Here is a 25,583-nt window from a genome sequence, read left to right as displayed (position 1 = left end):
TGCGTGGCGCCTCTGTCTAAGACAGGGCGGCCCTATCGGATCCGCGTCGGCCGCAACCTTCGACACCCCGAGGCAAGCGCCATCGGCGGCGGCATCGTACCCGCCTTTGGCCCGAGCAAGGAACGACATCCGATGTTTCCGGATACCCTCAATCTCTCCATCCGCGCGCCGGTGAACGAGTTCATCCAGACGCTGGTCAGCAGCTATGGCTGGGTCTTCAAGGCGATCAGCGCGGTGATCCTCAAAGCCGTGCTGTTCATCGAATGGATCCTGCGCGGCCTGCCCTGGTGGGTCGTCATCCTCGCCTTCATGGCGCTCGCCTGGCAAAGTTCCAAGCGATGGACGCTGACGGTCGCCGTCGGGGCACTGCTGTTTTTCGTCGGCGTGCTCGGTCTCTGGGACCTCACCATGCAGACGCTCGCGCTGATGCTGATGGCGACGCTGGTATCTGTGGCCATCGGCGTGCCCATGGGCATTCTCGTTGCCAAGAGCCGGCTGGTGCGCAACATCACCCTGCCGGTGCTCGACGTGATGCAGACAATGCCGAGCTTCGTCTATCTGATCCCGGCCCTCATGCTCTTCGGCCTCGGCAAGGTGCCGGCGATCCTCGCCACGATCATCTACGCCGTGCCGCCGCTGATCCGCCTCACCGATCTCGGCATTCGCCAGGTCGATCATGAAGTGGTCGAAGCGGCAACCGCCTTCGGCGGCAGCCCCAACCAGATCCTCTTCGGCGTCGAACTGCCGCTGGCGACGCCGACGATCATGGCCGGCCTCAACCAGACGATCATGATGGCGCTGTCGATGGTGGTCGTCGCCTCGATGATCGGCGCGCGCGGCCTCGGCGAGCAGGTGCTGAACGGCATCCAGACGCTCGACGTCGGCAAGGGCCTGGAAGCCGGCATCGGCATCGTCATCCTGGCAATCGTACTCGACCGCATCACGCAAGGGTTCGGCAAGAGCCGCACGGAGGATCCCCGCAATGGCTGATATCGAGATCCGCAACGTCTACAAGATCTTCGGGCAGGACGCGAAAGCAGCCCTCGCCATGGCCAAGGACGGCCTGGACAAATCGGAAATTCTTTCCCGCTCCGGCTGTAGCGTCGGCCTCAACGACGTCAGCCTGACGATCGGTGCCGGCAAGATCTTCGTCATCATGGGCCTGTCGGGTTCGGGCAAGTCGACGCTGGTGCGCCACATCAACCGGCTGATCGAACCGACCAGCGGCCAGGTCGTCTTCGACGGCAGCAACATCCTCGAGCTCGACGCCAAGGCGCTTCGCACCTTCCGCATGCATCGCGTCAGCATGGTGTTCCAGAGCTTTGCCCTGATGCCGCATCGAACCGTCTTGCAGAACGTCGTCTACGGCCAGCGCGTGCGCGGACTTTCCAAGGCCGACAGCCGCGACATCGGCATGAAATGGATCGAGACCGTCGGTCTCAATGGCTACGACGCCAAGTTCCCGCATCAGCTCTCAGGCGGCATGAAGCAGCGCGTCGGCCTTGCCCGGGCGCTGGCCGCCGATACCGACGTCATCCTGATGGACGAAGCCTTCTCGGCGCTCGATCCGCTGATCCGCGCCGACATGCAGGACCAGTTGCTGCAACTGCAGCAGAACCTGTCGAAGACCATCGTCTTCATCACCCACGATCTCGACGAGGCTTTGCGCATCGGCTCGGAAATCGCCATCCTGAAGGACGGTCAGGTGGTGCAGGTTGGAACGCCGGACGATATTCTCGACAAGCCCGCCAACGATTACGTCGCCCGTTTCGTCCAACGTCGCCAGGGAAGGCCGGAAGCGCATGACTGAAACCATCATTCTTGATGGGCCGGCAGACTGGGCCGAGATCGCCGCCGTCGCAAACGGCGCCCGGCTGGCGCTTTCGACGGCCGCCCGCGAACGCATCGTCAAGGCCCGCGCCGTGGTCGAGGCACTGGTCGATCGTGGCATCCGTGGCTACGGCATCAACACCGGCGTCGGCGCGCTTTGCGACGTCATCATCGACAGGGAAAACCAGCAGGCGCTGTCGCGAAACATCATCCTCAGCCATGCCTGCGGCGTCGGCGAGCCGCTCGGGCGGCCCGAGGCACGGGCGGTGATGGCCGCCCAGATCGCCAATTTCGCCCACGGCTACTCCGGTGTGCGCATCGAGACGGTCGAGGCGCTGCTGGCCCTGCTCAATGCCGGCCTCATCCCCAACATCCCATCGCGCGGCTCCGTCGGCTACCTCAGCCATGCGGCGTCGATCGGCCTCGTGTTGATCGGCCATGGCTCGGTGAACGACGGCAAGGAAATCCTTGGTGGCGCCGAGGCGCTGCGCCGGCTTGGGCTCCAGCCCTTGGCCCTGCAGGCCAAGGAAGGCTTGAGCCTCGTCAACGGCACGCCCTGCGCCACGGGTCTCGCCGCGCTGGCGCTGTCGCGCACGCAAAAACTCTTCGCCTGGGCCGATGCGGCGGCGGCACTGACCTATGAAAACCTCGGCAGCCAGGCCAATGCGTTTGCCGCCGGGCCGCTGGCACTACGCCATTCTCCCGGGTTGCAGGCGGTCGGCGAGATGCTGCGCGATTTCCTGGCGGATAGCCCGATTCTGGCCGCAAGCGCCGGCACCCGCACGCAGGATCCCTTGAGCCTGCGCGCCGTTCCGCATGTGCATGGTGCGGCCCGCGACACGCTTGACCATGTGGCAGAGGTGGTGAACCGGGAGCTGGCGAGCCTCACCGACAACCCGGCCGTCTCCGGCACGCCCGAAGCGCCGGAAGTGCACTCGCAGGCCCATGCGGTCGGAGCCGCCCTCGGCCTTGCGATGGACAGCCTTGCGGTTGCCGTCGCCGAAGTCGCGGCCATCTCCGAGCGTCGCATCGACCGGCTGGTGAACCCGCTCGTCAGCGGCCTGCCCGCCTTTCTCGCCGGCGACAGCGGTGTGTCCTCCGGCTACATGATCGCCCAGTATACGGCGGCGGCACTTGCCGCGGAAAACCGCCGGCTGGCAGCACCGGCAAGCCTCGATGGCGGCATCACCTCGGCGCTGCAGGAGGATATCCTGACGCATGCCACGCCCGCCGCCTGGAAGGCGCTTGAGATCGTCGGTAACCTCGAGCGCATTCTGGCGATCGAGCTCCTCGCAGCAGCGCAGGCCTATGACCTGCAGCCACGCGGCGTGGGCAAGGCGCAACGCACCGGCGCGCTTTACGAGCGCATCCGCACCGCCGTTCCCCACTATGCCGACGACAGACCGATGAACGAAGATTTCGACCGCATGCGGCGCGTCATTCAGGAAGGTACGCCATGAAGCTCCTGCCCGCCTCCGGCCACAAGCGCATGCCCTGGAAAAATGGCGGCGGCGAAACCATCGAGATCGCGGTCTTTCCGCAGAGCGCATCGCTTTCGGACTTCGATTGGCGGGTGAGCATGGCGATCGTTGCCAGCGACGGCCCCTTCTCCGCCTTTCCCGGCATCGACCGCACGCTGTCGATCCTCGAAGGTAACGGCATGACGCTTCTGATCGACGGCCGAGACCCGGCGCGATTGACGCAGGCGGACGCACCGCTCGCCTTCCCCGCCGACGTCGCCACCTCCGCCAATCTGATCGATGGCACGATCGTCGACCTCAATGTCATGACCCGCCGGGGCAAGCTCACGCATCTCGTGCGCAGGCTGGACGTCGAGCGCGAAGGCACGCTCACCAGCAAGGCTGCCACCGCCCTGATCTTCTGCCATCGCGGAGCCGTGACGCTGGATGGCAACGGCCAGACGCTTGCGCTTTCGGCCAGTGATGCCGTGCTGGCCAACGGACCGGTTGCAACAGCGTTGAAAACGCCGGCACGGTGCGAGCTGCTTCTCATCGAAATCGACGTAGCGCAGGGCGCCTGACGCCCGGAAGATCACCGGTGGTCGGTGCCGGGATCAGGACCGCCGCAGGTGCAAAAGCGGATAGGGCCTGCCGTCGTCATCCACCGGCGAGCGGCCCGTCGTTTCAAACCCAAGACTGGCGTAGAAGCCGGCACCCGAAGCATTCTGCTCGTTGACATCGACCGTCAGCACCGGATGCAGCGCGGCTGCATGCTCGACCAGCGCGCGGCCGACGCCGCCGCCGCGTGCATCCGCATGGACGAAAAGCGCGTCGATCTGCGCCCCGGTCATGCCCATGAAGCCAAGGGCGATATCCCCGACATCGGCAGCAATCCAGAGTTCAGCTTGCGGCAGGTATTGTGTGGCGACCATCTCTTCGATGGCTGCGAAATCCTCGACCGTCAGAAAGTCATGGGTCGCCATGACGGCGCTGCGCCAGATATCGAGCGTGCGCGGAAAATCGGACGGGCGGGAAGAACGGATGGAAGTCGTCATCTGAGAAATCACTGTAGAAACGGCTGTTCGCATCCGTGAGTCACCAACAGAAGTGACATTTCTGACCAATGTCACGGGATGTAACAGCAATGGCAGGCGATAGCGCCGACGCTGAAAACGGGCGCGATGGCTCGCTACAATAGCCACGAACGCGACTTCTTCAAGCGGTGATCTCGCGTGCCGCAACAAGGACCGGTGCCGGTGCCAACGCGCGAACTCCATCCTGCCGGCCGGCAGCAGTTGACGGGCGCTATTTTTCGTCGCCCGAGGTGATCTGGTTCTGCTGCGCCACGATCGCCTCCGTCTGGACCTTGGTGTTCTGGCCGATGGCGATCATCCAGCGCTCGCCCTCCTTCACCAGGACATAGAGCGGGCTGCCCTCCACTTCGCCCGGGATCGGCGATCCATCGTCGAACACCGGGCGCTGGCGCACATTGACGGCGGCCACATCGGGCCGAAGGAAGGTGATATGCTCCGCTTCGTAGCGGGCATACTGGTTGCCGAGCGCCGGCGTCAGTACCTTGCGGGTAAACGCTGAGATTTCGTCGCGGCCGGTCAGCCGCCGCCCGAAGGCGGTCACCCAAACGGCATCGGGCATGAAGTGCCGCAAGAAATCCTCCGGCGACCGCTCGTTCTGCGCCCGCTCGACGTCGGCGATCAATTGCCGGATATGCTCGCCCTCGATCTCATCCCGTGTCTTCGTCATGGCCTCGCTCCCCGTCAGACGCATGGTCAATGCTTAGCAACATGCAACGACAGCGCAAAGCTGCAAGGCGACCTGACCTCGCACGGAAAGATTGTCGGCGGAAAAGTCGAAATCCGGCCTCGCATCGGCAAGCAAAAGCTGCTTCAAGCGCCCGGTCCACCATTACCAGCCATGTCCGGGCAGACCGTGAAAATTCTTCTTCACCTTCTCTGCATCCTCTCGCTCTCGACCATCCCTGTCATGACCGGCACGCTCTCCCCGGCGCACGCCACCTCGTCGAAGGCGAGCGATCACCAGGCCGAGAAAAAACGCGGCAAGCGCAACGCCCCGGTGGTCGAGGTGCGCTTCGTCCTCAACAGAAAGGGTGACCTGCTGTCGGTGGCCGTGCACCGGTCGTCCGGGAACAGAAAAGTCGACGCCGAGGCCATATCGGCCATCAAAAGGGCGGCCCCGTTCCCAAAGGCTCCGCCCGGCAGCCCTGCCAAAAGGGAAATGCGGATCAAGATGACCGCGCACTCGGATACGGCTGGCCGGTTCGGCAAGTAGTGCTCGTCGCACTGAGGTGCGCTACCGCTTGACGTATGCGACCGGCACCGGGAGATAGCGTCGAAGTCCGGCAAATCTGAGCGTTCTCGACGCTCCTCGCCATGACCGGCACCGACTTTATCCGTTCATAAACCGGTAACCATACGGCGTGTTACCCGGGGAACAGCTTAATTGGCGCCACACGATAGTCTCCATGCCACGGTTTGACAGTCTCTCAACAGCAAACACAAGGCTTGGAGGATACGGACATGATCAAGACCGGTTTCGGCGTTTCCATCACCGTTCTGGCCTTCTCCCTGGCAGTGATCGCCTTCATGAATGTGGCCCTGTCCCAATATAGGGCGGCAGAAATTGCCGACATCACCCTGCCCGACTACAGCACGATCACTTCGTCCATCCATCGCTAAGGCGCGCCGTCTCGATTTCCACCGGGCAGGAAACGGGTGGCTTGCCCGACACTAAGGGGCAAGAATGCTCCATCAAGCGATGGAGCCAGCCATGATGTCCCTGCTCACCCTCCACACATTGGCAGCCGCGCGCGGCGACGGTCTTCGCCCCGAACTCCTCGCCGCTATCGCCCAAGAAGACCTGATGTCCGCGGCCGGCAGGGACGGCGTTTCACTTCACGCAGGCATTGAGCGCCTTGATGGCCTCATCGGCTCCCGCGAGATCGACCCTGGTTTGCGTGGCGCCGGCCGACTGAAACGTCCGTTCAGCGCTCAACGCTAACGCCGATCGCAACGTCTCCCTGTCAGCGCCGACATGAACTGTCAGGAGATATGGCGTGCGGATATCGACCTTGTGCACCGGAACCGCCGTGCCGTCGATCCGCAAGACCAGTCTGACGCTTTTCTCCAGATCTCCCCGATAGCCGCACTCTTGGCGGCACGGCGACGGGTGAACATAGGCACGGTGATCGCCATGATCGCGTCTTGACCGCTGCGTTGTCGGTCGGCGCTGTTCTCCTGCGTCAGGCAGAGTTGGCCGATTTCCCTGAAGCTTGAACGGCCGATGCCCTGGCGGAGAAACCTCCCCTTCCCATTGTCGAAACGAACAAAGCCTTCCCATGACAAGGCTTTGCTGCTTGGATGGATCGCACCGACCGCCTCATGGTCGATGCCCAACCGTTGCCGGAAAGTCTCCGATGTCGAGCGATCATTCTCACCTCTGGCCCGGCGTTCCGCTTGCGCTGGGCTCCGCCGTGCTCTTCGGCGCCTCGACGCCGCTGTCAAAACTTCTGCTCGGCACCATCGATCCGTGGCTGCTCGCAGGCATGCTTTATCTCGGCGCCGGGATCGGTCTGGCGATCGTGCACCGCGCCCGCGCGCTGGTCGGACTCGATGGCGTCGAAGCGCCGCTGGCGCGCGCCGATATTCCTTGGCTGATCGCCGTCATCCTGTTCGGCGGCGTGCTCGGCCCGCTGCTCCTGATGTTCGGCCTTTCCCAGACCACCGCCGCCTCCGGCTCGCTGCTCCTCAACCTAGAGGGCCTGGCGACCATGGCGATTGCCTGGCTGGTGTTTCGCGAGAATGTCGACCGCCGCCTGCTGCTGGGTGCTGCCGCAATTCTATGCGGCGCGATCCTCCTGTCATGGAACGGTGCGGGCCTCAGCCTCGATCGCGGCAGCCTGCTGATCGCGGGCGCCTGCCTTGCCTGGGGCATCGACAACAATCTGACGCGAAAACTGTCCTCCGCCGATCCTGTCCAGATCGCCATGATCAAGGGTCTGGCCGCCGGCGCCACCAACCTCGCGCTTGCCCTGTCGCTCGGCGCTTCGCTGCCGTCCCTCGGCCTCACGGCTGCCGCCGCCCTCGTCGGCTTCCTCGGCGTCGGCATCAGCCTCGTCTTTTTCATGCTCGGCCTGCGCAATCTCGGCACCGCACGCACCGGCGCCTACTTCTCCCTCGCCCCCTTCATCGGCGCTCTGCTCTCGATCGCCCTCTTCCGCGACGCCATCACCCTGCAATTCCTCTCAGCCGGCCTGCTGATGGCCTTCGGCCTGTGGCTGCATCTGGCAGAGCGCCACGACCACGAACACAGCCACGAGGCGCTGGAGCACGAACACGCCCATATCCACGACGAACACCACATCCACAGCCACGACGGCCCGGTCACCGAGCCGCATTCGCACTGGCACCGGCACGAACCGATGCGGCACAAGCACCCGCATTACCCGGACCTTCACCATCGGCATAGCCATGGGTGAGGCTGCCTGACGTCGAAATTGACCACCCACTTTTTGACGTCGCCTGCTCTTCCTCACGCTCATATTCACGGGCGTTTCCGACCGGCGCGAACTGCTGGACAAACTGCGCACGAGGATGAAACCGGGAGCGGCCAACATCGTCTTCGATCGCACGATCGCTGCCAGCGGCTACGAGGCGACGGCCATGATGCGGATAGTCTGGAGTGGGAAGCTGAAGGCGGGTGTCTCGATGGCTGAAGTTGCCGAAAAAGAAATGCGCCTGGCGGGCGTCCAGCGGCCTAAAGAGCCGGTCGAGTTGGGAGACGCATCAGAGGTCTTCCGCTTCGCTGATTTTGCTGGTTGGATCATTCGATAATCGTACTGATTCGACCAACATAAAGGCCACGGCATTGCGCCTCTATTACTTTACCGGCGAACAATTTGGTCTCGAAGCTCTTCGCGATAAGCGCGTTAAGATAGCACGAATTGACGAACTGAATGATCCATTCGATGTTGTCGGACACGTAGTTGCGGACCGAAAAGAGCGCATACGGTTTGACCGCCTAAGAAGACAACTCCACCAAATGAATGGGATCCTGTGCTTGTCGTCAAATTGGTGCGAGCCACTGCCTTGGGGCCACTACGCGGACAAGCACCGGGGAATGTGTTTGGGCTTCGACGTGTCTGAGGAAAGCTGGAAAGCGGTGAAATACGTAAGCGAACGGAGCAAGGTTGCATACCTCGCACCTCTCACGGACGACCTCGCCGACCATTTGGTTCTATCAAAGTTCAAGGCTTGGGAATATGAGCGAGAATATCGAACTATCTTCGATCTTCAGGAAATGTCACCTGACCCAGTCAACGGTCACTACTTCACCGGCTTTAGCGACCGCATAACATTGCGAGAGGTCATCGTCGGGCATAAGTGCCCAGTCACAAGGGCCCGACTGAAAAGTGTTCTCGGTGAAGACGCTGCCTCCGTCGAGCAAAAAAAGGCGCGTCCCGCATTCCGAACGTTCGAGGTTGTGGAACAGCGTCAAAAGAGAATGTGGAAGTAGACGGGAGAACGGCAATACAAACTGCTTCGGAAAAATGGTAGCGGAGGAGGGATTCGAACCCCCGACACAAGGATTATGATTCCTCTGCTCTAACCTACTGAGCTACTCCGCCGGGTACCGCGTCAGGGCTTCGAAGGTGAAGCCGTCTTGACTGGACGGGCGGCTTATAAGGCCCGGTTCTGCCCAGTGTCAACCCAAGGCGCGGGGAAAATGTGAAGTTTTCCCGCGCGATCGGAAATGATGGCCTCAAGCCGCCGCAGGGGCTGCCAGAAGCACCTTCAATGCGGCTTCGGCGCTAGCTTCGCGCTCGGATTTGCGGATGAAGCCGCCGCCATAGACGCGGGCGTCTTCGCCGATGCCGGAATAGAGCGCGCAGGCCTGGCCCGGCGCAATGCCGGCCTCGCCCTCGGCAAGCTCGACATAGAGACCTTCGGCGTCGCGCTTGAGGATGGCCGGCGCCGGCTGGCGGGTGGAGCGCACCTTGGCGAAACAGTCGAAGCCTGTCAGCGCCACGTCTTCGAGATCCTCGTCGCCCAGCCAGTTGACGTCGCGCAGGTAGACACGACGCGTTTCCAGCGCTTCCTTGGGGCCGACGATGACGCGGCGCGAGCGGGCATCGAGGTAGACGACATAGAGCGGCTCGCCGGTGGCAATGCCGATGCCGCGACGCTGGCCGATGGTGTAGTGCAGAATGCCGTCATGAGTGCCGAGTATGCGGCCGTCGAGATGCACGATCTCCCCGGCAAGCGCTGCATTCGGCTTCAGCTTCGTAACGATGTCGCTGTACTTGCCCTGCGGCACGAAACAGATGTCCTGGCTGTCGGCCTTCTGGGCGACGACGAGGCCCATCTCTTCGGCCAGCACCCGCGTTTCGGCCTTCGACAGATGGCCGAGCGGGAAGCGCAGATAATCGATCTGCTCCTGGGTGGTCGCAAAGAGGAAATAGCTCTGGTCGCGGTCGGCATCGGTCGGGCGATAGAGCGCCCGCTGACCGGCATAGCGCGGGTTCGGGCTCGGGCGCGAGCGGATGTAGTGGCCGGTCGCCAGCGCGTCGGCACCGAGCTCCTTGGCGGTCGCAAGAAGATCGGCGAACTTGACCGTCTGGTTGCAGGCAACGCAGGGGATCGGCGTTTCGCCGGCGACATAGCTTTCGGCAAACGGGTTGATCACGGTTTCGCGGAAGCGCGCTTCGTAATCGAGCACGTAATGCGGGATACCAAGGGTTTCGCAGACGCGGCGCGCATCGTCGATATCCTGGCCGGCGCAGCAGGAGCCGGCGCGGTGCACGGCGGCACCATGATCGTAGAGCTGCAGCGTGATCCCGAGAACGTCGTAACCCTCGCGTTTGAGCAGACCGGCGACGACGGAGGAGTCGACGCCGCCGGACATGGCGACGACGACACGCGTATCTTCGGGCTTGCGGTCAAAATCGAGAGTATTCACGAGATCCATTCCGGCCTTCGGGCGATGGCAACAGCACCTCGCCCCCTGTTTCACGCTTCATGCGATGCAATGCCGGGATGATAGCACGCGGCACGCTGTCGGTTTCTGCGGCGTCGTGCGTCCTGATCCATCGCGCAAAGTCGCTGCAGCACTCAAATGTCCAGAACAGCTTTACCGCCTTCTGCGGCTCCACTTCAAAGCGGGGTGTCCTGATCGCCGACATATAGAAACTTGTCCGCCCGGCGGCAAGGGCGGCGCTATGACGCCTGCCCCGACAAATCGGTCCGGCTCAGATCAGCTTCAGCCGCATGGCGCGGGCGATCGCCTGCATGCGGTTGACGGCGTCGAGCTTGCGGGTCGCGCTCTTGAAGTAGCTGCTGACGGTATAGGTGGAGATGCCGAGGATGATGGCGATCTCATCGCTGCTCTTGCCGGCAGCTGCCCAGCGCAGACACTCGATTTCGCGGCTCGACAGCTTTTCGCGCGCCGAGCTGCCGGTGTCGAAGGTGCGCTCAAGGCATTCGAACAACTGCACGAGGGAAAGATAGAGCGTCGCCTGCTCGACGCCGACAGGCGCCTCGCGCCGGCCGGACAGCATGGCGACGAAGGGATCGCCGCTGCTGGTATGCAACTGGACAGCGAAATGGCGCGCCATCTCCGGATGCGAAAGCAGGCGGTGCACCATCGCCTCGTCGACCGGCTTGCCGGCAACGTCGAGCAGTTCGGCACCGCCGACGACCGGCAGCTTGGTGTTGCGCAGCCGCTCGACCAGCACGCTCGACTGGAAGGTCTCGCAGGCGTCGTACTGGCGCACCAGTTCCGACGGCCAGTTGCTGAGCACCAGCCGCTCGGAAAAACGCTGCTGCTCGGCCAGCGGCAGACGCGCGATCATGAAATGGCCAAAACCATAACGCGCGATCAGCCGCCGCAGCAAATGCAGAAGTTCGTACTCGGTACGCACGGCAGCCGTATCGATTTCGGAAATCAAGTCCGCCATCTCAGCCTCGCGCAGCAAGGCTGGTTCATTCGATTCCTTCATCTCTGATCACCACATCACCGGTGCCAACGCACCTGGTCGAGAGAATACAAACCGCCCCGAGAATCATCCGGCGCATGAACTTCACTCAGGCGCCAGAATACAGCCACCCTCTCCGGCATGCCCGCGTAAGCAACGCGACCGGTTGTGAAAATATGACGATGCACCAAGAATGAATCGGGAGCGCACAAACGTCGCTCATCCTTTATTTCGGCGTCTCGTTACCAAGAATTTTAGTTAAAGTGAAATGTGGTAATTGCATGGCTCCCATGCCAAATCCGCGATAATCCAACGTTTTCCGGGCAAGATGACCGCTATTGTTGAGCGCGACAGCTGTCGGGTTCACCGGCGGGGCGTTGCGGAAGTGATCGAGGGAGTGTCCGGAAGTATCTAAAATTATGAGTAAATTGTTACCGACGGCTTAGGCAAATGTTAAATGTGGCGGGCTAAGGTCAGCCACATATGGTCTTGAGTTTGTGTAGAGAGTCCCATGACCGAAATGATGCGACCACGCGTAAAATATGTCATCGGCCCCGATGGCAGTCCTCTGACGATTGCGGATCTGCCGCCGGCGAATACCCGGCGCTGGGTTATCCGCAGGAAGGCTGAGGTGGTTGCCGCAGTGCGCGGTGGCCTTTTGAGCCTTGAGGAAGCGTGCGAACGCTATACCCTCACTGTCGAGGAATTCCTTTCCTGGCAGTCCTCCATCAATGATCACGGTCTGGCCGGTCTGCGCACGACACGCATCCAGCAATATCGCCACTAAAAGCCCCCGACAGGGCCATAGGTTGAACGGCGGCTCCGGCATTTCCGGTGGCCGCCGTCTTCGTTTTCGGCCAAACCACACCGCCTTGTTTCCCGTCGGTGACGTTTCGGAGACAGTGCGTTTCCCCTTCGCGTTCGCCAAACCGGTTCCTGTTGCCGCGGTCATGCGATAGCATCGTCGACAACACGCAAACGTTGAATGGCAAGGGATGCTGAGATGGATATCGCCCACGAAGAAACCGGTTCGCACGGCCGCTACTCGACATCGGTCGAGGGATACACCGGCGAGATGACCTATTCGCGGTCGTCGCCAAAACTGATCATCGTCGATCACACCCTGGTTCCCGACGAACTTCGCGGCAAGGGCGTCGGCCAGGCGCTGGCAAAACATGCGATCGACGAAGCGCGCAAGGGCGGCTGGAAGATTATTCCGCTTTGCCCGTTCATGCGCGCGCAGGCGCTGCGCCACCCCGACTGGCAGGATGTCATTCAGGCCTGATCCTGCCTCTCCACGCCCAGACGGTCCCGAAATGAGAAAAACCCGCCCGACAGTTGCCTGTCGCGCGGGTTTTTCGTTCTGGTGACAATCGTGCCGGATCGGGCCATGCCATCGGCATCGCCCGACAAAGAATGAAAATCATCTGCCTCGAAACGATTACGCCCTAAGGCGCGTCGTCGTGTCCCGTTCCTCGAGCGCCGCCGCCTTCGCATATTCGGCCTGCACTTCTTCAAGCGCGAGTTCGGCAGCATCCTGCTGCATCTTCAGCTCTCGAATGGAGACCTGAAGATTGTCGGCTCTTTGACGAGCAGCCTTTGCGAAAGTGGGATAGGCAAAATGCGAGGGATCGGAAATGCCCGACTTCTTTTCCTCGAAAACAATCTGATTTTCCAGATCCTTGGTCATCCGTTCGAACTCAGCCATCATCATCTGAAGCTGGCTCAGCTGACGCTGCTTCTCCCTGACCTGAAATTCCTTCAGGCGGACAAGGCTCTCACGTGCTTTCATACGCAATACTCCCGTGGATAACGAGACCCCGGTTACTGATTTGGCCCGTCGAGCCTGCCCCAACAGGCAGAAAACGAAAAATCGACAGCGATATTAACAAAAGCCTACCGCTGGTAACCTTTCGTTTACGGGCATCGTTAATCATAGGGGTGATGATTTAAGGCTCCGTAAATGCTGAGGCACGAAATATGACGGCCCCGGCATTAACGAGTCAGAAGAGTCAGATAGCGGCATTTGCTCATGTTTCGCATGAAAAGTGCCATTTTGGATTCACGTTTGAAATCAGGGAACTGCTAAAAATATTTAACAATCTCGATACACCTTGCCAGAGTGAATCAGAATTTGTTAACCATTTGATGGCAGCCTCCAAATCAGGCAACGACTGGATCCGTATCGCGTAAGGGGGCCACGATGACCTTGGGCGGCGGAAAAGGGGAAGAATATGCGGGTTCTACTAATTGAAGACGACAGCGCAACGGCTCAGAGCATTGAGCTGATGCTGAAGTCCGAGAGTTTCAACGTTTACACCACCGATCTCGGTGAAGAAGGCGTCGATCTCGGCAAACTCTATGACTACGACATCATCCTTCTCGACCTCAACCTTCCGGACATGTCCGGTTACGAGGTCTTGAGAACACTGCGTCTTTCCAAGGTGAAGACGCCGATCCTCATTCTCTCCGGCATGGCCGGAATTGAAGACAAGGTTCGCGGTCTCGGCTTCGGCGCCGACGACTACATGACCAAGCCGTTCCACAAGGACGAGCTGGTGGCACGCATCCATGCGATCGTGCGCCGTTCCAAGGGTCATGCCCAGTCGGTCATCTCGACCGGCGAACTGATCGTCAATCTCGATGCCAAGACGGTGGAAGTCGGCGGACAGCGTGTCCACCTCACCGGCAAGGAATATCAGATGCTCGAGCTGCTTTCGCTGCGCAAGGGCACGACGCTCACCAAGGAAATGTTCCTCAACCACCTCTACGGCGGTATGGATGAGCCGGAACTGAAGATCATCGACGTCTTCATCTGCAAGCTGCGCAAGAAACTTGCCAATGCTGCCGGCGGTGCCAACTATATCGAAACCGTCTGGGGTCGCGGCTACGTTCTGCGCGAGCCGGATGGTGCGGAATACGCCGAAACCGCCTGATTTCAGGCTCTCGTCCGGGCGCGGCATGGACCCGCATATCCAGGCATGACGCCAACGGACATCTTTTTGAACGAACCCGCCCTTCGAGGCGGGTTTTTTCGTTATGGCGATGGCTCATAGGTCGCCGGTCGCACGGTCCTTCCCCCCCTTTTTCTTCCGGTTATCGAATGCCTGCTGGCGCTGCCAGCCCGCTATCGGGCAAGCGGCCGCAAGGCCTGGAGGAATTGGCGACCTGCCTGTCCTGACCTTGATCTCTGGTGCCACGCAACGGCGTGAAATCCGGGCAGCAAAAAGCCGCAGCAATCGCCGCGGCTTGTTCAATCAGGAAGAGGATGCGTCTGGCGTCAGGCCGCCATCGACTGGCTGGCAAAGACGCTGGTCAGGATCTTGCGATCGAACGGCTTCAGCAGGAAATCGTCAGCGCCCGCGCGCTTGCCGGCCATCATTTTCTTCAGATCCGCCTCGACGACACAGTAATAGATGCGCACCGAAGCACCGTTCGGCAGTCGACGGATATTGGCAATCAAATCCAGAGCACCTTCCAGGCCGGCATCGACCACGAGAATGTTGGGAAGCTCGGCTTCACAGCGCACCAGCGCCTCAAGGCCGCTCGGCGCTTCGTAGACAAGGAAGCCCATGCCCGACAGGATACGTTTTCCAACCTTCCTGACGACATCCGAGCCGTCGGCAATCATCAAGCGCCGCATGTCCAACTCCTTCATGCCTTACCTATACGCGTACTCGCGCGCCTGAAACAACCCTATACAAATCTGGCAAAGATTTCGTTACGGAGCTTGCTTAACACGGCCTTTCGGACGACTTTTAAGGCGCTGAAAATATTAATCTTTCAGCGAACCAGCGAAAAGCCTGGAATGCCAGGCACTTAAGCTGCGGCCACGCAAAAAACGGGCGCAGGGGCCATGACCACACCGCGCCGGACATGTCTCAAATCGGAAAAGACGGCTGCCCGTCCTTAGTACCAAGTCTTGATGTTAAGCGTCGGCGGGCGCCATGCGCGCGGTGAAGATGATCTCTTCGCCGGTGGAAACCACGTCGATCGCCATGCCGGATTCTTCGCCGAGCAGCACCGTGTAGTAGGGCTGGATCGAGTGCGCATCGACCGCTTCTGCCGGTGTGCCGGACAGAAGTTCGACCAGACGCGGGGGCACGCGCATCATCCGGCCCTTGCAGACCAGCGTGAACACGGCGTCGAGCTCGGGATTTTCGAGTGTGATGTCGATGACGCCGCCGCGCGGGATCGCGCCATAGGCAATCAGGAAGAGGTTCAAGAGCAGCTTGACCCGGTTCTTGGCGATGATGGCGCGCGGCCCGTGCCAGTTGACCTCGGTCTTCTTCTCGGCGGCGGCAAAATCCTTGGCCGCCCTTTCCGCTTCGCCGGTGTCGATCGACGCGCCGACCGAACCGGAGGCGCCAAAGGCGAGACGCGCGAACTTCAAGCGGACCGACGCGTTGAGGGCGCTGGTGCGAATGAGGTCCATGGCGTCGGCGTCGGCGCCGCCCTCGTCGAGAAGTTCCAGGCCGTTGTTGATGGCGCCGACCGGCGAGATAACGTCGTGGCAAACCCGGCTGCACAGAAGCGCGGCCAGATCGGGTCCCGTCAATGTCAGGTTCGGATTCGTTGCCATCGTCGTTCCTTGTTCGGTTCCATCGGCATGCGGACATGAGGCACGCGCTCGAGCAGAGCCGGTAAAGCCTCAGGCGCGCAGACGCAAGTCATGGGCTGCCCGGCGCAGCCGTTCATCAGTGGATCATAATGACACCACATTTGGTAAACCGATTGTTAAGACCATCGGTTCAAATTGCATGGAAATGGTCCAGACCCCCGCTGGCCGTGTCATCGATGCTGATGCCGGCCATAGCAAACCCGCAAGCGAGTGATTTTCGCGCCTGACGGAGGAAACGATGCAGCAGATCATGATGGCAGCCCAAACGGCCAGCCGCGCTATCCTGGCGACGATGTTCCTGATGGCGGGCGCCATATCCGCCGCCCAGGCCCAGCAGGCAAACAACAGCCAATACTCGATGCAGGAGATCGTCGATGCCGGTCACGGCTTCTTCGGCGAAACCTCCGGCGGCCTCGCCAAGGTGGTGGAGCGCGCCTTTGAGCGCTACGGCCTGCCAAACGGCTACATCCTCGGGCAGGAAGGCTCCGGCGCATTCATTGCCGGCCTGACCTACGGGGAAGGCGAACTCAACACCAAGAATGCCGGCCAGCACAACGTCTTCTGGCAAGGCCCCTCCCTCGGCATCGACTGGGGCGGACAGGGCAGCCGCACGATGATGCTGGTCTACAACCTGCCAAGCGTGCCGTCGCTCTACAAGCGCTTCGGCGGCGTCTCCGGTTCGGCCTATGTGGTGGCCGGCGTCGGCATGACCGTGCTCACCGACGAACACATCGTCGTCGTTCCGATCCGCACCGGCATCGGTGCCCGGCTCGGGGTCAATGTCGGTTATCTCAAGATGACCCAGAACCCGACCTGGAACCCCTTCTGATCCACTGCATGTTTCCTTAAATCCTATGCGATTCAAGGCTAAAAACATGCAGCAATTCAAAGTGCTACAGCGACCTTTGCGCGTCTGGTAGGACGCACGGCGCTGTAGATGGCGGGCTCGCTTCGGCGAAATCCCGCCTCAAATACTTGCAGCGCACGAAACGTCATGTTTAGTGCAGGGAAGTAATATGAAGCGCCTTGCCCTGACTGTGATGGTCGGGCCGGGCGTTTGCTTCCGGTCCAGCTTTGAAACGGCCAGCTCGTGATTGAATTCTCGCTCCTCTTTGCCCTGGGCTTCCTGACCGCGATCATCATCGGCCTTCTCGTCGCGCCGGCCATTCACCGCCGCATCGTGCGCTTTGCCGAGGACCGTTTGAAGGCCACCATGCCGCTCAGCCCTCAGGAAGTGCGTGCCCAGAAGGACGCCGCCCGCGCCACTTACGCTGCCGAGAACGCGCGTACGCTTCAGGCCCTGAAACGCGAGCGCGACAAGGGTGTCTCGTTGATGCTTGGCAACGAGAAGACGCTGCAGGAAGCGCGGCGCCTCAGCGGCGAGAATGCCGACCTGCATGCCCAACTTGCCGACATGAACGTCGAGGCGGCCGACATGCGCTCGGCGATCCGCCAGTTCGAGCAGCGACTGGAGCGCATGAAGACCTCGCTCGAAACCGTCGAGCGCGACAACGCCGCCAAGGCGGGGACGATCCAGGCACTGACCAACCAGTTGGCGCAGCATGCCGGCGATATCGACAACCTGCGCCTTGACCTTGCCGCCCGCGAAACCGAGGTCGAAAACCACAAGAGCCGGATTGCGACGCTCCGCGACGAGCGCGAGGCCCTGCGCATGGATCTGAAGACCGAAAGCGCGCATGCCAAGGAAATGGAACTGCGCCTCGCCCGTGACGACAGCCGTCTGCAGCGGCTGGAGGACAAACTTGCGCGAGAATTGGCAGCCGGTGCCGATCGCGAGAGCGCGCTCGAGCGGCGCGCCGATGAAATCGAACGATTGAAGACCAAGGTGAAAGACGTGAATCAGGATATGAGGGATGCGGCCAAGGCGCTGCGGATGGCGGGCGTCGCCTTCCCGGCGCGCAGGGATCGTCGCGCGAGCAGCAACGAGCCATCGCAGAGCATTGCGGCCCCCTCCGCCCCCCTCACCGGTCAGCCCGTCGTGTCACACTTGGAAATCACAAAACTTTCCGATGACCTCAAAAACCGCGCAACCGCCCTGTCGGAGCGGCTGATCAACTCCAGAACCTCCGCCCATGACGACGCCTTGCGCGAGGAAGTTGCCGAAATCGCCGCCGGCATGGTGGCGCTGACCGCAACACGCGAAGGGGCTGCCTCGCCGATCCCAGGCCTGCTCGCAGGCGAAGCGCCGAACGGTGCTGCAGGCCGCAAGAGCCTGGCAAAGCGGGCGAAGCAAATCCTGTCGAAAGATTGAAGCCTGTCGTTCAGACGCGTTTGGCGGTTTTGTGCAACCTGCGCAAACCCGGAAGCCTTCGGCGCAGCAGGTGAACGCCGGAGAGCGCGGTGCGCTTGACGCGCGGTTCAGATCCGGTCGTTGATCAAGGCGACCTGGTGCAGCGCGATGCCGGCCGCCATTGAGACATTAAGGCTGTCGAGCCCGGGCCTCTGGCGAATGCGGGCGGTGCGGACCGATTTCAGGATGGCCGGCGGCAGTCCCTCGCCTTCGGTTCCAACAAGCAAGGCGGTGCGCGTGGCCGGTGGTATTCCGCCGATATCGGTTTCGCCCGCCGGCGACAGGCCCCAGATCGCAAAGCCCTCACGCTGCAGCCGTTCGATCAGCGCCGCCGCCGACCCCTCTCGCGCAAACGGCACGGTCAGCACCGAGCCGACAGAAACGCGGATCGCCTTGCGATACATCGGATCGCAGCTCGTCTCGTCCATCAGCACCGCATCGACGCCGAAGGCGGCGGCATTGCGAAACAGCGAGCCCATATTGTCGTGATTGGAGATGCCACAGGCGGCGAGCACAAGGCTTGAAGTGGGAAGCGAGGCGATGAGCGTGTCCCTGCCGGAGACGCCGTCCCGCCGCCCAAGCGCCAGCACGCCGCGGTGCATGTTGAAGCCGGCAATGGCGTCGAACACTGGAGCCGCCGCAACATAGACGGGCACGTCGGCGGGAAATTCTGCCAGAATAGTCTCGACGCCGGCCACCCGGCTTTCGAGAAGCAGGATAGCCTCTGCCGCAAGCCCGCGGCCCGCGTGGTGCGCCGCCGCCAGCATGCGCAGCACGACCGTGCCTTCGGCGATGAAGCGCCCCTCCCGCCCCGTCAGGTCGCGCTCCTTGATCGACACCAACCCGGCGATGCGCGGATCTGCCGGATCGTCGATGCGGATCGGAGACGGGGCGCTCGCAGCCATGCCGTCAGTTGGTCCTGACGGTGATGTCGGCAACGATGCGGCCGGCGGTAATGTCGAAGACGATCGCGCGCGGCTCGGCGCCGGGCAGATTACCGTAGAAAAGCACCTGCGAGCCCGACAGCGCGACGTTGGTCACTGTGAAGCCGGCCGGAAGGGCGGCAACCGCATTGACCGGCGCCTCACTCGGAACCGCGATGGCTGCCGACTGCGCCGGCACCTTTTCGTCCGTGCGGGTCAGCTTGTAGACAATCGTGCCGAGGACAGCCATAAGCATGACCAACATCACGCCTGCCGAGACGAGCTGCAGCCGCACCATCTTGCGGCGAACATTCTCCATCGCCGGGTCTAGCGGCTTGTCTTCCTGGTCATCGGGCGCGGTCGCGGTCATGATTGGCCTTTTATCGGATAAAAAACGGAATGAACGACCCCTTTAAACAAGCAGCAGCCAATAGGAAAGTCCTGACGGCGGGCGAGGATGCCGCAGGGCGGCTCGATTCCTTCCTGACAGAGGCGCTTTCCGGCGAGTTTTCGCGCAACCGCATCAAGAGCCTGATCGAGCAGGGCGCCGTTTCGATCAACGGCAAGCCAGTGACCGAGCCGAAGAAGAAGGTCCAGCCGGGCGACCATTTCGAGATCGACCTGCCCGAGCCGGAAGATCCGGAGCCGAAGGGCGAGGACATCCCGCTCGAGGTGCTCTACGAAGACGACCACCTGATCGTCCTGGTCAAGCCGGCCGGCCTCGTCGTGCATCCGGGTGCTGGCAACTGGACGGGCACGCTGGTCAATGCACTGATCCACCACTGCGGCAACAGCCTCTCGGGCATCGGCGGCGTCAAGCGCCCCGGTATCGTCCATCGTCTCGACAAGGAAACGAGTGGGGTCATGGTCGTCGCCAAGAACGACGCTGCCCACCGCCACCTGTCGGACCAGTTTGCCGACCATGGCCGCACCGGCCCCTTGGAGCGCGCCTACCGGGCCGTCGTATGGGGTCGCCCCCGGCAGTTGAAGGGAACCATCGACGCCCCGCTCGGCCGCGCCGGCGACCGCACCAAGCGCGCCGTCAAGCGCGAGGACAGCGACGACGCCCGCGAGGCTATCACCCATTACGAAGTGGTCGAGCGCTACCTGGAAAAGCCTGATGGTACTTGCCTTGCCTCGACGGTCGAATGCCATCTCGAAACCGGACGCACCCACCAGATCCGCGTGCACATGGCGCATATCGGCCATCCGCTGATCGGCGATCCGGAATATGGCGCGGCCTTCCGCACCAAGGCCAATCTGCTGCCGGAGGCGGCGAAAGCCGTGGTCAACCAGTTTCACCGTCAGGCACTGCATGCCTTCATGCTGCAGTTCGAGCACCCGGCAACCGGCGAAACCATGCACTTCGAAGCACCGATGCCCGATGACATGGCGGCGCTGGTCAACGCGCTCAGGGCCACGACATAGCGCCGGCTCTTGAATTTCGGGCACAGAAGCCCAATCTTGACTGCGCCTCTATTCGTGATCTGTCTTGCCTCCGGCGTCACATGTAAGTGAAACCGGACTCCTTGAATCATGCTTTTGCCGTACTTATTTCATAGCCTCGTGGGGTCTTGACGAAGACCCACATGCCCGGCCTGCCGCCCGGAGGCCGGAGACTATTAAGGGGGGTGCTTCATGGCCCGAAACAATTTACCGTCCATTGCCGCTGGTGAAGGCGGCCTCAATCGTTATCTCGACGAAATCCGCAAATTCCCGATGCTCGAGCCGCAGGAAGAGTACATGCTCGCCAAGCGGTATCAGGAGCATGACGACCGCAATGCAGCTCACAAGCTCGTCACCAGCCACCTGCGCCTCGTCGCCAAGATCGCGATGGGGTATCGCGGCTATGGCCTGCCGATTGGCGAAGTCGTGTCTGAAGGCAATGTCGGCCTGATGCAGGCCGTCAAGAAGTTCGAGCCCGACCGCGGCTTCCGCCTTGCGACCTACGCGATGTGGTGGATCAAGGCTGCCATCCAGGAATACATCCTGCGCTCGTGGTCGCTGGTCAAGATGGGCACGACTGCCAACCAGAAGCGGCTGTTCTTTAACCTGCGCCGCCTCAAGGGCAAGATCCAGGCGCTCGACGAGGGCGACCTGAAGCCGGAGCACGTCAAGGAAATCGCCACCACGCTGAAGGTCAGTGAGGAAGAGGTCATCTCGATGAACCGTCGCCTCTCCGGCGACGCTTCACTGAACGCGCCGATCAAGGCGAGCGAAGGCGAATCCGGACAATGGCAGGACTGGCTCGTCGACGACCACGACAACCAGGAACAGATCCTGATCGAGCAGGACGAACTCGACAGCCGCAAGGCTTTGCTCGCAAACGCCATGAAGGTTCTCAACGATCGGGAACGCCGCATCTTCGAGGCACGCCGCCTCACCGAAGATCCGCTGACGCTGGAAGACCTGTCGAGCGAGTTCGATATCAGCCGCGAACGCGTGCGTCAGATCGAAGTCAGGGCCTTTGAAAAGGTCCAGGACGCCGTCCGCAAGGCGGCGCTGGAACGTGCCCAAGCTCTGCGCGTCGTCGAGGGCGCGTAATCCCGGACTGATACAATCGAAACGAAAAAACCCGGCGAGATTCTCGCCGGGTTTTTTGTTGTCTTTCTGTTTCGACTTGTAGCGACCTATTGCCCGGTCGCTGCCGTGTTGCCTGACGATCCCCAGGCGCGCATGGCCTGGCTGAATGCCTCGTTGCCGCTCTGCCCCTTCTCGAGCGTCAGCAGCGCGCGGCGGCCGTTGCGGTAGGTCAGCGGGATATCGATCCAGCCGCGGCTGCGCAGCAGTTCGGTGTTGCTGCCGACCGCCTCGGCGAAATCGTTGAGCGCGATCATGTGGAAGTCGTCGGTGATCTTGGCGGGCACCGCGATCAGCGCGTCGCCGCGATCCTGCTCCGTCCGCTTCATCGAGACACGCTGCACGCCGTCGATGGCGCCGCCTTCGAAGTTCTGCGGCAAGGAGAAGACGAACTCGATCACATGGCTCGCCGGCAGGGACGGATCGGCATTGCGCTTGATCGTCATCAAAGCCGTAAGCCCACGGTCAGGCACGGTGATCTGGGCCTGAATTGCCGGCTCCGGCTTGGCATCACCCCCCGGAGACTCCTCCTTGACCGACCATGCGACCGTTCCCGGTATCGCCGTCGGAGAGGATTGGCCGAGCCGTTCTTCGTAAAGGAACATCTTTTCGCCGCTGGCGACGGCAACGTCCGGCTGTGCCGGCTGAGCGCCGGGCTGTTGCCCGGCAGCGGGCGCTCCGGCTTCCGCACCCGGCGTGGCGGCTGCATCTTCCTGCAGCCTTCCCGCTTCAGTCTGCGGTGCGACCGACTTGCCTTCCTGCGCAACGCTTTCACCGTTCACCACGGCCGGCCCGGCATCCGTCTCCGAGCCGTCGGCCAGCAGACGCTGGGTAAATTTCGTCGATGTGTTGGCAGGTACGGCTGTGTCGTCGTGCGCGCCGGGCTGTTGTTGCGTGGTGGCCTCGTCAGTCTGCGCCGGGGGCGTGCTCTGTTCAACGGGCGTCTCGCCCGTCCCGGAAACAACCGACGTTACCGACGCCACCATGCCGGAAATCCAGGCATTGCCCGCTTCCCGGTTCTGCCAGTAGGCAAATCCGCCACCACCGAGCACGAGCAGCAAGCCGGCGGCAATCGCCAAGCGCTTGACGCTGAAGCGCGGAGGCTTCGGCGTCGTGCGGTAGGACGTGGGCCGCGAAGGGGCCGCCGACGGCATCTCGACGCCGCGATCGGTCTCCTTGGCGGTTGCCGCTCCCGCTGCAGCACCTGCCGCAATGGTCGCACCGCCTTCCAGCCCCAAAAGATCGTCAATATGGTCCCAGGCGGTAACCGCACGCTCCTGCTGGCTTGCAGGCTCAGTCGCGCTTGCAGCCGTCGCTGGCGCAGACTTTTCGACCGGCCACGACCAATCGGAGATTTCGGCGTCGCTGGCCTTCGGCGCAGGGCGCTCGGTAATCGAGGCAAAGGGATCGTCGTCGTCGAACGACCACGATCGGCTGGCGTCCGCTTTCGCAGCCGCCGGTTCGATTTCTACAGGCTTTTCCTCGACCGGGTGCATGCCGAGCAACTCAGGCGCGCCGGCGTCGTCGACCACGTCGTGCGGCCCCGCATCCAGCGAAGCGGGCGCAGGAGCCGGCTTTGTGTCTTCCCAGTCGGGCAGTTCCCATTCCGAACGCGCCGGCGCTTCCGCGACGGGCTCGACGGACGGTGCATCCCACGTCGCTTCCTGAACCGGTTCCGGCTCGATTGCCGGGACCACGGGCGCGTGGTCATAGAGCTCTTCAGCGGCCGGCTCGGCGGTCGCGACCATTTCCTCGTCAGGCGCGTGCGCCACGGCTGGCAACTCGTCCTCAACGGGCGGCTGCCACGTCGGCTCGTGCTGCTCTTCGACCGCTTCGACGTATTCGGCTGCTACCTCGGCAGGCTCGGCCGGCGCTTCAACCGGCAAAGGCTCTGCATAGGTCTCCGGCTGCTCGTCATGCTCGGCAGGCGCGTCGGCGTAAACTGGCTCGGCATCGCCAACGACTTCCGTCGGCTCTTCCGCAGCAGCCGTTACCGGTTCGCTCTCGACCTCAGGCTCGGCCTGTTCGGCCGGCGTTTCGACGACATCGTCGCGCTCCGGCTCCTCAACGACGGGCGTGACCGCTTCCACGACTTCGGCCTCAGGCGCGACCTCGTCGATCGCCGGAAGCGCCTCAGCATATTCGCTGTCGACCTCGACGATTGCGTTTTCGAGTTTCGCCAGCTGACGATTGATCATGTCGTCCGACGGACGCGGATTCATGTTCTCGAGCTGGCGACGCACGGCGGCGCGCGCCTTCTCGTAGACCTTATCCCGCATTTCAGGTGTGTTTTCCGACAGGCCGTCAACGGTCCTGCGAATAACTGCAACAAAATCCGCCATCAGAACTTTCTCATACGCTCAGGCATGTGTTTGCGATCACGACGCAATGTCAGTCCGCCGACACTAGTCCTCAAAGGGGTCCGTCACAAGTATCGTGTCGTCCCGCTCCGGGCTGGTCGAAAGAAGAGCCACCGGTGCACCGATGAGTTCCTCGACCTGGCGAACATACTTGATCGCCTGTGCCGGAAGATCTGCCCAGCTGCGTGCGCCGACAGTCGATTCTTTCCAGCCTTCGAGTGTAATATAGACTGGCTTTGCCGAAGCTTGCTGCGCCTGGCTTGCCGGAAGATGATCGATCTGCTGCCCGTCGAGAGTATAACCGACGCAAATCTTCAGTTCATCGAGGCCATCGAGCACGTCGAGCTTGGTCAGCGCGATGCCGGTGATGCCGTTGGCGGCAACCGACTGGCGCACGAGTGCGGCATCGAACCAGCCGCAACGGCGCTTGCGCCCGGTGACCGTGCCGAACTCGTGGCCGCGTTCGCCCAGGAACTGACCGATCTCGTCGTGCAGTTCGGTCGGGAACGGACCCTCGCCGACGCGCGTCGTGTAAGCCTTGGTGATGCCGAGGATGTAGCCGAGCGAGCCCGGGCCCATGCCGGAACCGGCAGCGGCCTGGCCGGCAACCGTGTTGGACGAGGTGACGAACGGATATGTGCCGTGGTCGATGTCGAGCAACGTGCCCTGTGCGCCTTCGAACAGGATGCGCGCACCCTTGCGCCGCGCCTTGTCGAGCAGCACCCAGACGGTCTCCATGAACGGCAGGACCTTGTCGGCGACCGAAGACAGCTCGAGCATGATCGCATCATGGCTGATTTCCGGCTCGCCGAGGCCGCGACGCAGCGCGTTGTGGTGCGTCAGCAGGCGATCGACCTTGGCCGGAAGGGTTTCGAGATCGGCAAGATCCATCACGCGGATCGCGCGGCGGCCGACCTTGTCTTCATAAGCCGGGCCGATGCCGCGGCGGGTGGTGCCGATCTTGGTGCCGCTGTTGGAGGCGGCGTCTTCGCGGAAGCCGTCGAGCTCGCGGTGCAGCGAAAGGATCAGTGTGGCGTTGTCGGCAACGCGCAGGTTCTCCGGCGTGATCGTCACGCCCTGCTTGCCGAGCTTGTCGATTTCAGCGATCAGCGCATGCGGGTCGATGACGACGCCGTTGCCGATGACGGCGAGCTTGCCGGGACGCACGACGCCGGACGGAAGCAGCGACAGCTTGTAGCTGACGCCGTCGATCACCAGGGTATGGCCGGCGTTGTGACCGCCCTGAAAGCGCACGACGATGTCAGCGCGTTCCGAGAGCCAATCTACAATCTTGCCTTTGCCTTCATCACCCCACTGGGATCCGACCACCACGACATTCGTCATAATTCTCTTCCTGTTGACGGGCGCAAGCGGGGTTGCGCTGTTCTCAAAACCCGCGCATCTATACTGTGTTGTCTCCGGGAAAGCGACCCCGTTATGACGGGCGTTCCGGCCTTTTTGCATGACAAGCGCTGGATTTAGCGCCTATA

Annotated in this window: 29 protein-coding genes and 1 tRNA gene; 17 read left to right on the top strand and 13 right to left on the bottom strand. The window is 62.1% G+C overall.

Annotated elements, in window-relative coordinates:
* Nucleotides 1-132 precede the first annotated feature (132 nt).
* From BLJAPNOD_RS06745 to BLJAPNOD_RS06730, 4 genes are read left to right on the top strand one after another with little or no spacing between them, the layout of a single operon-like run.
* Nucleotides 133-990 (top strand): proline/glycine betaine ABC transporter permease, encoded by an 858-nt coding sequence (locus tag BLJAPNOD_RS06745; protein WP_077502802.1) that lies wholly within the window; start codon nt 133-135, stop codon nt 988-990.
* Entirely contained in the window at nt 983-1,810 is an 828-nt protein-coding gene (locus tag BLJAPNOD_RS06740) for a betaine/proline/choline family ABC transporter ATP-binding protein (protein ID WP_115419311.1), read from the top strand. Before BLJAPNOD_RS06745 ends, BLJAPNOD_RS06740 begins: the two co-directional genes overlap by 8 nt.
* Nucleotides 1,803-3,290 (top strand): histidine ammonia-lyase, encoded by a 1,488-nt coding sequence (gene hutH, locus BLJAPNOD_RS06735; protein ID WP_115419310.1) that lies wholly within the window; start codon nt 1,803-1,805, stop codon nt 3,288-3,290. Before BLJAPNOD_RS06740 ends, hutH begins: the two co-directional genes overlap by 8 nt.
* Nucleotides 3,287-3,871 (top strand): HutD family protein, encoded by a 585-nt coding sequence (locus BLJAPNOD_RS06730; protein WP_115419309.1) that lies wholly within the window; start codon nt 3,287-3,289, stop codon nt 3,869-3,871. The genes hutH and BLJAPNOD_RS06730 overlap by 4 nt, the downstream gene beginning before the upstream one ends.
* Before the next feature lie 33 nt (nt 3,872-3,904).
* Here BLJAPNOD_RS06730 and BLJAPNOD_RS06725 read toward each other — a convergent pair whose 3' ends face one another.
* Both BLJAPNOD_RS06725 and BLJAPNOD_RS06720 read right to left on the bottom strand, forming a co-directional pair.
* Nucleotides 3,905-4,345 carry an acetyltransferase gene (locus BLJAPNOD_RS06725; protein WP_115419308.1) on the bottom strand — a complete coding sequence of 147 codons (441 nt, stop codon included), beginning with the start codon at nt 4,343-4,345 and terminating at the stop codon, nt 3,905-3,907.
* Between the two features lie 250 nt (nt 4,346-4,595).
* The gene (locus BLJAPNOD_RS06720) at nt 4,596-5,051 is read right to left on the bottom strand and encodes an SgcJ/EcaC family oxidoreductase (RefSeq protein ID WP_115419307.1); all 456 of its coding nucleotides are present in this window, start codon (nt 5,049-5,051) and stop codon (nt 4,596-4,598) included.
* Between the two features lie 186 nt (nt 5,052-5,237).
* Between BLJAPNOD_RS06720 and BLJAPNOD_RS35575 the strand changes: the two genes are divergently transcribed.
* The 6 genes from BLJAPNOD_RS35575 to BLJAPNOD_RS06690 all read left to right on the top strand — a co-directional run bounded on the left by BLJAPNOD_RS35575 (nt 5,238) and on the right by BLJAPNOD_RS06690 (nt 8,840).
* Nucleotides 5,238-5,597 (top strand): energy transducer TonB, encoded by a 360-nt coding sequence (locus BLJAPNOD_RS35575; protein WP_199565905.1) that lies wholly within the window; start codon nt 5,238-5,240, stop codon nt 5,595-5,597.
* Nucleotides 5,598-5,845: 248 nt separating this feature from the next.
* Nucleotides 5,846-6,004 (top strand): hypothetical protein, encoded by a 159-nt coding sequence (locus tag BLJAPNOD_RS35320; RefSeq protein WP_156408099.1) that lies wholly within the window; start codon nt 5,846-5,848, stop codon nt 6,002-6,004.
* Nucleotides 6,005-6,098: 94 nt separating this feature from the next.
* Nucleotides 6,099-6,326 (top strand): hypothetical protein, encoded by a 228-nt coding sequence (locus BLJAPNOD_RS06710; RefSeq protein WP_147294528.1) that lies wholly within the window; start codon nt 6,099-6,101, stop codon nt 6,324-6,326.
* A gap of 415 nt (nt 6,327-6,741) precedes the next feature.
* A complete protein-coding gene (locus tag BLJAPNOD_RS06700) occupies nt 6,742-7,803 on the top strand; it encodes a DMT family transporter (RefSeq protein WP_115419304.1) in 1,062 nt (353 codons plus the stop codon).
* A gap of 115 nt (nt 7,804-7,918) precedes the next feature.
* Nucleotides 7,919-8,158 (top strand): class I SAM-dependent methyltransferase, encoded by a 240-nt coding sequence (locus BLJAPNOD_RS06695; protein ID WP_115419303.1) that lies wholly within the window; start codon nt 7,919-7,921, stop codon nt 8,156-8,158.
* A gap of 34 nt (nt 8,159-8,192) precedes the next feature.
* Entirely contained in the window at nt 8,193-8,840 is a 648-nt protein-coding gene (locus BLJAPNOD_RS06690; protein WP_115419302.1) for a DUF2971 domain-containing protein, read from the top strand.
* A 35-nt stretch (nt 8,841-8,875) separates the two neighbouring features.
* Here the strand turns inward: BLJAPNOD_RS06690 and BLJAPNOD_RS06685 are convergent.
* The 4 genes from BLJAPNOD_RS06685 to BLJAPNOD_RS06675 all read right to left on the bottom strand — a co-directional run bounded on the left by BLJAPNOD_RS06685 (nt 8,876) and on the right by BLJAPNOD_RS06675 (nt 11,322).
* A tRNA-Met gene (locus BLJAPNOD_RS06685) sits at nt 8,876-8,952 on the bottom strand.
* A gap of 134 nt (nt 8,953-9,086) precedes the next feature.
* Nucleotides 9,087-10,283, bottom strand: coding sequence for a tRNA 2-thiouridine(34) synthase MnmA (gene mnmA / locus BLJAPNOD_RS06680; RefSeq protein ID WP_115421165.1), 1,197 nt, complete (start codon nt 10,281-10,283; stop codon nt 9,087-9,089).
* Complete coding sequence (locus BLJAPNOD_RS35145) at nt 10,264-10,506, bottom strand: hypothetical protein (RefSeq protein WP_147294527.1); 243 nt, start codon at nt 10,504-10,506, stop codon at nt 10,264-10,266. The genes mnmA and BLJAPNOD_RS35145 overlap by 20 nt, the downstream gene beginning before the upstream one ends.
* 66 nt (nt 10,507-10,572) lie before the next feature.
* Nucleotides 10,573-11,322, bottom strand: a complete 750-nt coding sequence (locus BLJAPNOD_RS06675) for a LuxR family transcriptional regulator (RefSeq protein ID WP_077502814.1) — start codon at nt 11,320-11,322, stop codon at nt 10,573-10,575.
* 487 nt (nt 11,323-11,809) lie between these two features.
* Between BLJAPNOD_RS06675 and BLJAPNOD_RS06670 the strand changes: the two genes are divergently transcribed.
* On the top strand, nt 11,810-12,085 hold the full coding sequence (locus BLJAPNOD_RS06670) for a DUF1153 domain-containing protein (RefSeq protein WP_003527546.1): 276 nt from the start codon (nt 11,810-11,812) through the stop codon (nt 12,083-12,085).
* 216 nt (nt 12,086-12,301) lie between these two features.
* On the top strand, nt 12,302-12,583 hold the full coding sequence (locus BLJAPNOD_RS06665; RefSeq protein WP_065780887.1) for a GNAT family N-acetyltransferase: 282 nt from the start codon (nt 12,302-12,304) through the stop codon (nt 12,581-12,583).
* A 156-nt stretch (nt 12,584-12,739) separates the two neighbouring features.
* Here BLJAPNOD_RS06665 and BLJAPNOD_RS06660 read toward each other — a convergent pair whose 3' ends face one another.
* Nucleotides 12,740-13,090: a flagellar export protein FliJ gene (locus BLJAPNOD_RS06660; protein WP_077502815.1), complete on the bottom strand. Its 351-nt coding sequence runs from the start codon at nt 13,088-13,090 to the stop codon at nt 12,740-12,742.
* Nucleotides 13,091-13,532: 442 nt separating this feature from the next.
* Here BLJAPNOD_RS06660 and ctrA point away from each other — a divergent pair, with 442 nt between their 5' ends.
* Entirely contained in the window at nt 13,533-14,234 is a 702-nt protein-coding gene (gene ctrA / locus BLJAPNOD_RS06655; RefSeq protein WP_025424706.1) for a cell cycle two-component system response regulator CtrA, read from the top strand.
* A gap of 344 nt (nt 14,235-14,578) precedes the next feature.
* Here the strand turns inward: ctrA and BLJAPNOD_RS06650 are convergent, their stop codons facing one another.
* Both BLJAPNOD_RS06650 and BLJAPNOD_RS06645 read right to left on the bottom strand, forming a co-directional pair.
* Complete coding sequence (locus tag BLJAPNOD_RS06650) at nt 14,579-14,941, bottom strand: response regulator (protein WP_025424707.1); 363 nt, start codon at nt 14,939-14,941, stop codon at nt 14,579-14,581.
* Nucleotides 14,942-15,226: 285 nt separating this feature from the next.
* The gene (locus BLJAPNOD_RS06645; RefSeq protein WP_077500727.1) at nt 15,227-15,880 is read right to left on the bottom strand and encodes a histidine phosphotransferase family protein; all 654 of its coding nucleotides are present in this window, start codon (nt 15,878-15,880) and stop codon (nt 15,227-15,229) included.
* A 277-nt stretch (nt 15,881-16,157) separates the two neighbouring features.
* On the opposite strand from BLJAPNOD_RS06645, the gene BLJAPNOD_RS06640 reads away from it, so the two are divergent.
* Together BLJAPNOD_RS06640 and BLJAPNOD_RS06635 are read left to right on the top strand one after the other, a co-directional pair.
* Entirely contained in the window at nt 16,158-16,748 is a 591-nt protein-coding gene (locus BLJAPNOD_RS06640; protein ID WP_115419301.1) for an EipA family protein, read from the top strand.
* Nucleotides 16,749-17,009: 261 nt separating this feature from the next.
* Nucleotides 17,010-18,191, top strand: a complete 1,182-nt coding sequence (locus BLJAPNOD_RS06635; protein WP_115419300.1) for a hypothetical protein — start codon at nt 17,010-17,012, stop codon at nt 18,189-18,191.
* 107 nt (nt 18,192-18,298) lie between these two features.
* On the opposite strand, the gene BLJAPNOD_RS06630 is transcribed toward BLJAPNOD_RS06635, so the two are convergent.
* Entirely contained in the window at nt 18,299-19,135 is an 837-nt protein-coding gene (locus tag BLJAPNOD_RS06630) for an RNA methyltransferase (RefSeq protein WP_115419299.1), read from the bottom strand.
* 4 nt (nt 19,136-19,139) lie between these two features.
* Nucleotides 19,140-19,523, bottom strand: a complete 384-nt coding sequence (locus tag BLJAPNOD_RS06625; protein ID WP_115419298.1) for a hypothetical protein — start codon at nt 19,521-19,523, stop codon at nt 19,140-19,142.
* A gap of 29 nt (nt 19,524-19,552) precedes the next feature.
* Between BLJAPNOD_RS06625 and BLJAPNOD_RS06620 the strand changes: the two genes are divergently transcribed.
* Both BLJAPNOD_RS06620 and rpoH read left to right on the top strand, forming a co-directional pair.
* On the top strand, nt 19,553-20,581 hold the full coding sequence (locus tag BLJAPNOD_RS06620; RefSeq protein WP_077500722.1) for an RluA family pseudouridine synthase: 1,029 nt from the start codon (nt 19,553-19,555) through the stop codon (nt 20,579-20,581).
* A 210-nt stretch (nt 20,582-20,791) separates the two neighbouring features.
* On the top strand, nt 20,792-21,697 hold the full coding sequence (gene rpoH, locus BLJAPNOD_RS06615) for an RNA polymerase sigma factor RpoH (RefSeq protein WP_077500721.1): 906 nt from the start codon (nt 20,792-20,794) through the stop codon (nt 21,695-21,697).
* An 86-nt stretch (nt 21,698-21,783) separates the two neighbouring features.
* Here rpoH and BLJAPNOD_RS06610 read toward each other — a convergent pair whose 3' ends face one another.
* Both BLJAPNOD_RS06610 and BLJAPNOD_RS06605 read right to left on the bottom strand, forming a co-directional pair.
* A complete protein-coding gene (locus BLJAPNOD_RS06610) occupies nt 21,784-24,075 on the bottom strand; it encodes a hypothetical protein (RefSeq protein ID WP_115419297.1) in 2,292 nt (763 codons plus the stop codon).
* Between the two features lie 63 nt (nt 24,076-24,138).
* Nucleotides 24,139-25,437: an adenylosuccinate synthase gene (locus BLJAPNOD_RS06605; RefSeq protein WP_057206594.1), complete on the bottom strand. Its 1,299-nt coding sequence runs from the start codon at nt 25,435-25,437 to the stop codon at nt 24,139-24,141.
* Between the last annotated feature and the right edge of the window lie 146 nt (nt 25,438-25,583).

It is taken from the genome of Ensifer sp. M14 (assembly GCF_003355565.1).
Classification (GTDB): domain Bacteria; phylum Pseudomonadota; class Alphaproteobacteria; order Rhizobiales; family Rhizobiaceae; genus Ensifer.
This window is presented reverse-complemented; position numbering and strand designations above follow the sequence as displayed.

Bases quoted from the DNA above. Each gene is read 5' to 3' on its own strand.
- rpoH (WP_077500721.1), top strand. From the start codon at position 20,792: ATGGCCCGAAACAATTTACCGTCCATTGCCGCTGGTGAAGGCGGCCTC.
- BLJAPNOD_RS06630 (WP_115419299.1), bottom strand. From the start codon at position 19,135: ATGGCTGCGAGCGCCCCGTCTCCGATCCGCATCGACGATCCGGCAGAT.
- BLJAPNOD_RS06710 (WP_147294528.1), top strand. From the start codon at position 6,099: ATGTCCCTGCTCACCCTCCACACATTGGCAGCCGCGCGCGGCGACGGT.
- BLJAPNOD_RS06625 (WP_115419298.1), bottom strand. From the start codon at position 19,523: ATGACCGCGACCGCGCCCGATGACCAGGAAGACAAGCCGCTAGACCCG.
- ctrA (WP_025424706.1), top strand. From the start codon at position 13,533: ATGCGGGTTCTACTAATTGAAGACGACAGCGCAACGGCTCAGAGCATT.
- BLJAPNOD_RS06605 (WP_057206594.1), bottom strand. From the start codon at position 25,437: ATGACGAATGTCGTGGTGGTCGGATCCCAGTGGGGTGATGAAGGCAAA.
- BLJAPNOD_RS06745 (WP_077502802.1), top strand. From the start codon at position 133: ATGTTTCCGGATACCCTCAATCTCTCCATCCGCGCGCCGGTGAACGAG.
- BLJAPNOD_RS06730 (WP_115419309.1), top strand. From the start codon at position 3,287: ATGAAGCTCCTGCCCGCCTCCGGCCACAAGCGCATGCCCTGGAAAAAT.
- BLJAPNOD_RS06670 (WP_003527546.1), top strand. From the start codon at position 11,810: ATGACCGAAATGATGCGACCACGCGTAAAATATGTCATCGGCCCCGAT.
- BLJAPNOD_RS06645 (WP_077500727.1), bottom strand. From the start codon at position 15,880: ATGGCAACGAATCCGAACCTGACATTGACGGGACCCGATCTGGCCGCG.
- BLJAPNOD_RS06720 (WP_115419307.1), bottom strand. From the start codon at position 5,051: ATGACGAAGACACGGGATGAGATCGAGGGCGAGCATATCCGGCAATTG.
- hutH (WP_115419310.1), top strand. From the start codon at position 1,803: ATGACTGAAACCATCATTCTTGATGGGCCGGCAGACTGGGCCGAGATC.
- BLJAPNOD_RS06725 (WP_115419308.1), bottom strand. From the start codon at position 4,345: ATGACGACTTCCATCCGTTCTTCCCGCCCGTCCGATTTTCCGCGCACG.
- BLJAPNOD_RS06675 (WP_077502814.1), bottom strand. From the start codon at position 11,322: ATGAAGGAATCGAATGAACCAGCCTTGCTGCGCGAGGCTGAGATGGCG.
- BLJAPNOD_RS06620 (WP_077500722.1), top strand. From the start codon at position 19,553: ATGAACGACCCCTTTAAACAAGCAGCAGCCAATAGGAAAGTCCTGACG.
- BLJAPNOD_RS06650 (WP_025424707.1), bottom strand. From the start codon at position 14,941: ATGCGGCGCTTGATGATTGCCGACGGCTCGGATGTCGTCAGGAAGGTT.
- BLJAPNOD_RS06640 (WP_115419301.1), top strand. From the start codon at position 16,158: ATGCAGCAGATCATGATGGCAGCCCAAACGGCCAGCCGCGCTATCCTG.
- BLJAPNOD_RS06610 (WP_115419297.1), bottom strand. From the start codon at position 24,075: ATGGCGGATTTTGTTGCAGTTATTCGCAGGACCGTTGACGGCCTGTCG.
- BLJAPNOD_RS06740 (WP_115419311.1), top strand. From the start codon at position 983: ATGGCTGATATCGAGATCCGCAACGTCTACAAGATCTTCGGGCAGGAC.
- BLJAPNOD_RS35320 (WP_156408099.1), top strand. From the start codon at position 5,846: ATGATCAAGACCGGTTTCGGCGTTTCCATCACCGTTCTGGCCTTCTCC.
- BLJAPNOD_RS06665 (WP_065780887.1), top strand. From the start codon at position 12,302: ATGGATATCGCCCACGAAGAAACCGGTTCGCACGGCCGCTACTCGACA.
- BLJAPNOD_RS06695 (WP_115419303.1), top strand. From the start codon at position 7,919: ATGAAACCGGGAGCGGCCAACATCGTCTTCGATCGCACGATCGCTGCC.
- BLJAPNOD_RS06700 (WP_115419304.1), top strand. From the start codon at position 6,742: ATGTCGAGCGATCATTCTCACCTCTGGCCCGGCGTTCCGCTTGCGCTG.
- BLJAPNOD_RS35145 (WP_147294527.1), bottom strand. From the start codon at position 10,506: ATGTCGGCGATCAGGACACCCCGCTTTGAAGTGGAGCCGCAGAAGGCG.
- BLJAPNOD_RS06660 (WP_077502815.1), bottom strand. From the start codon at position 13,090: ATGAAAGCACGTGAGAGCCTTGTCCGCCTGAAGGAATTTCAGGTCAGG.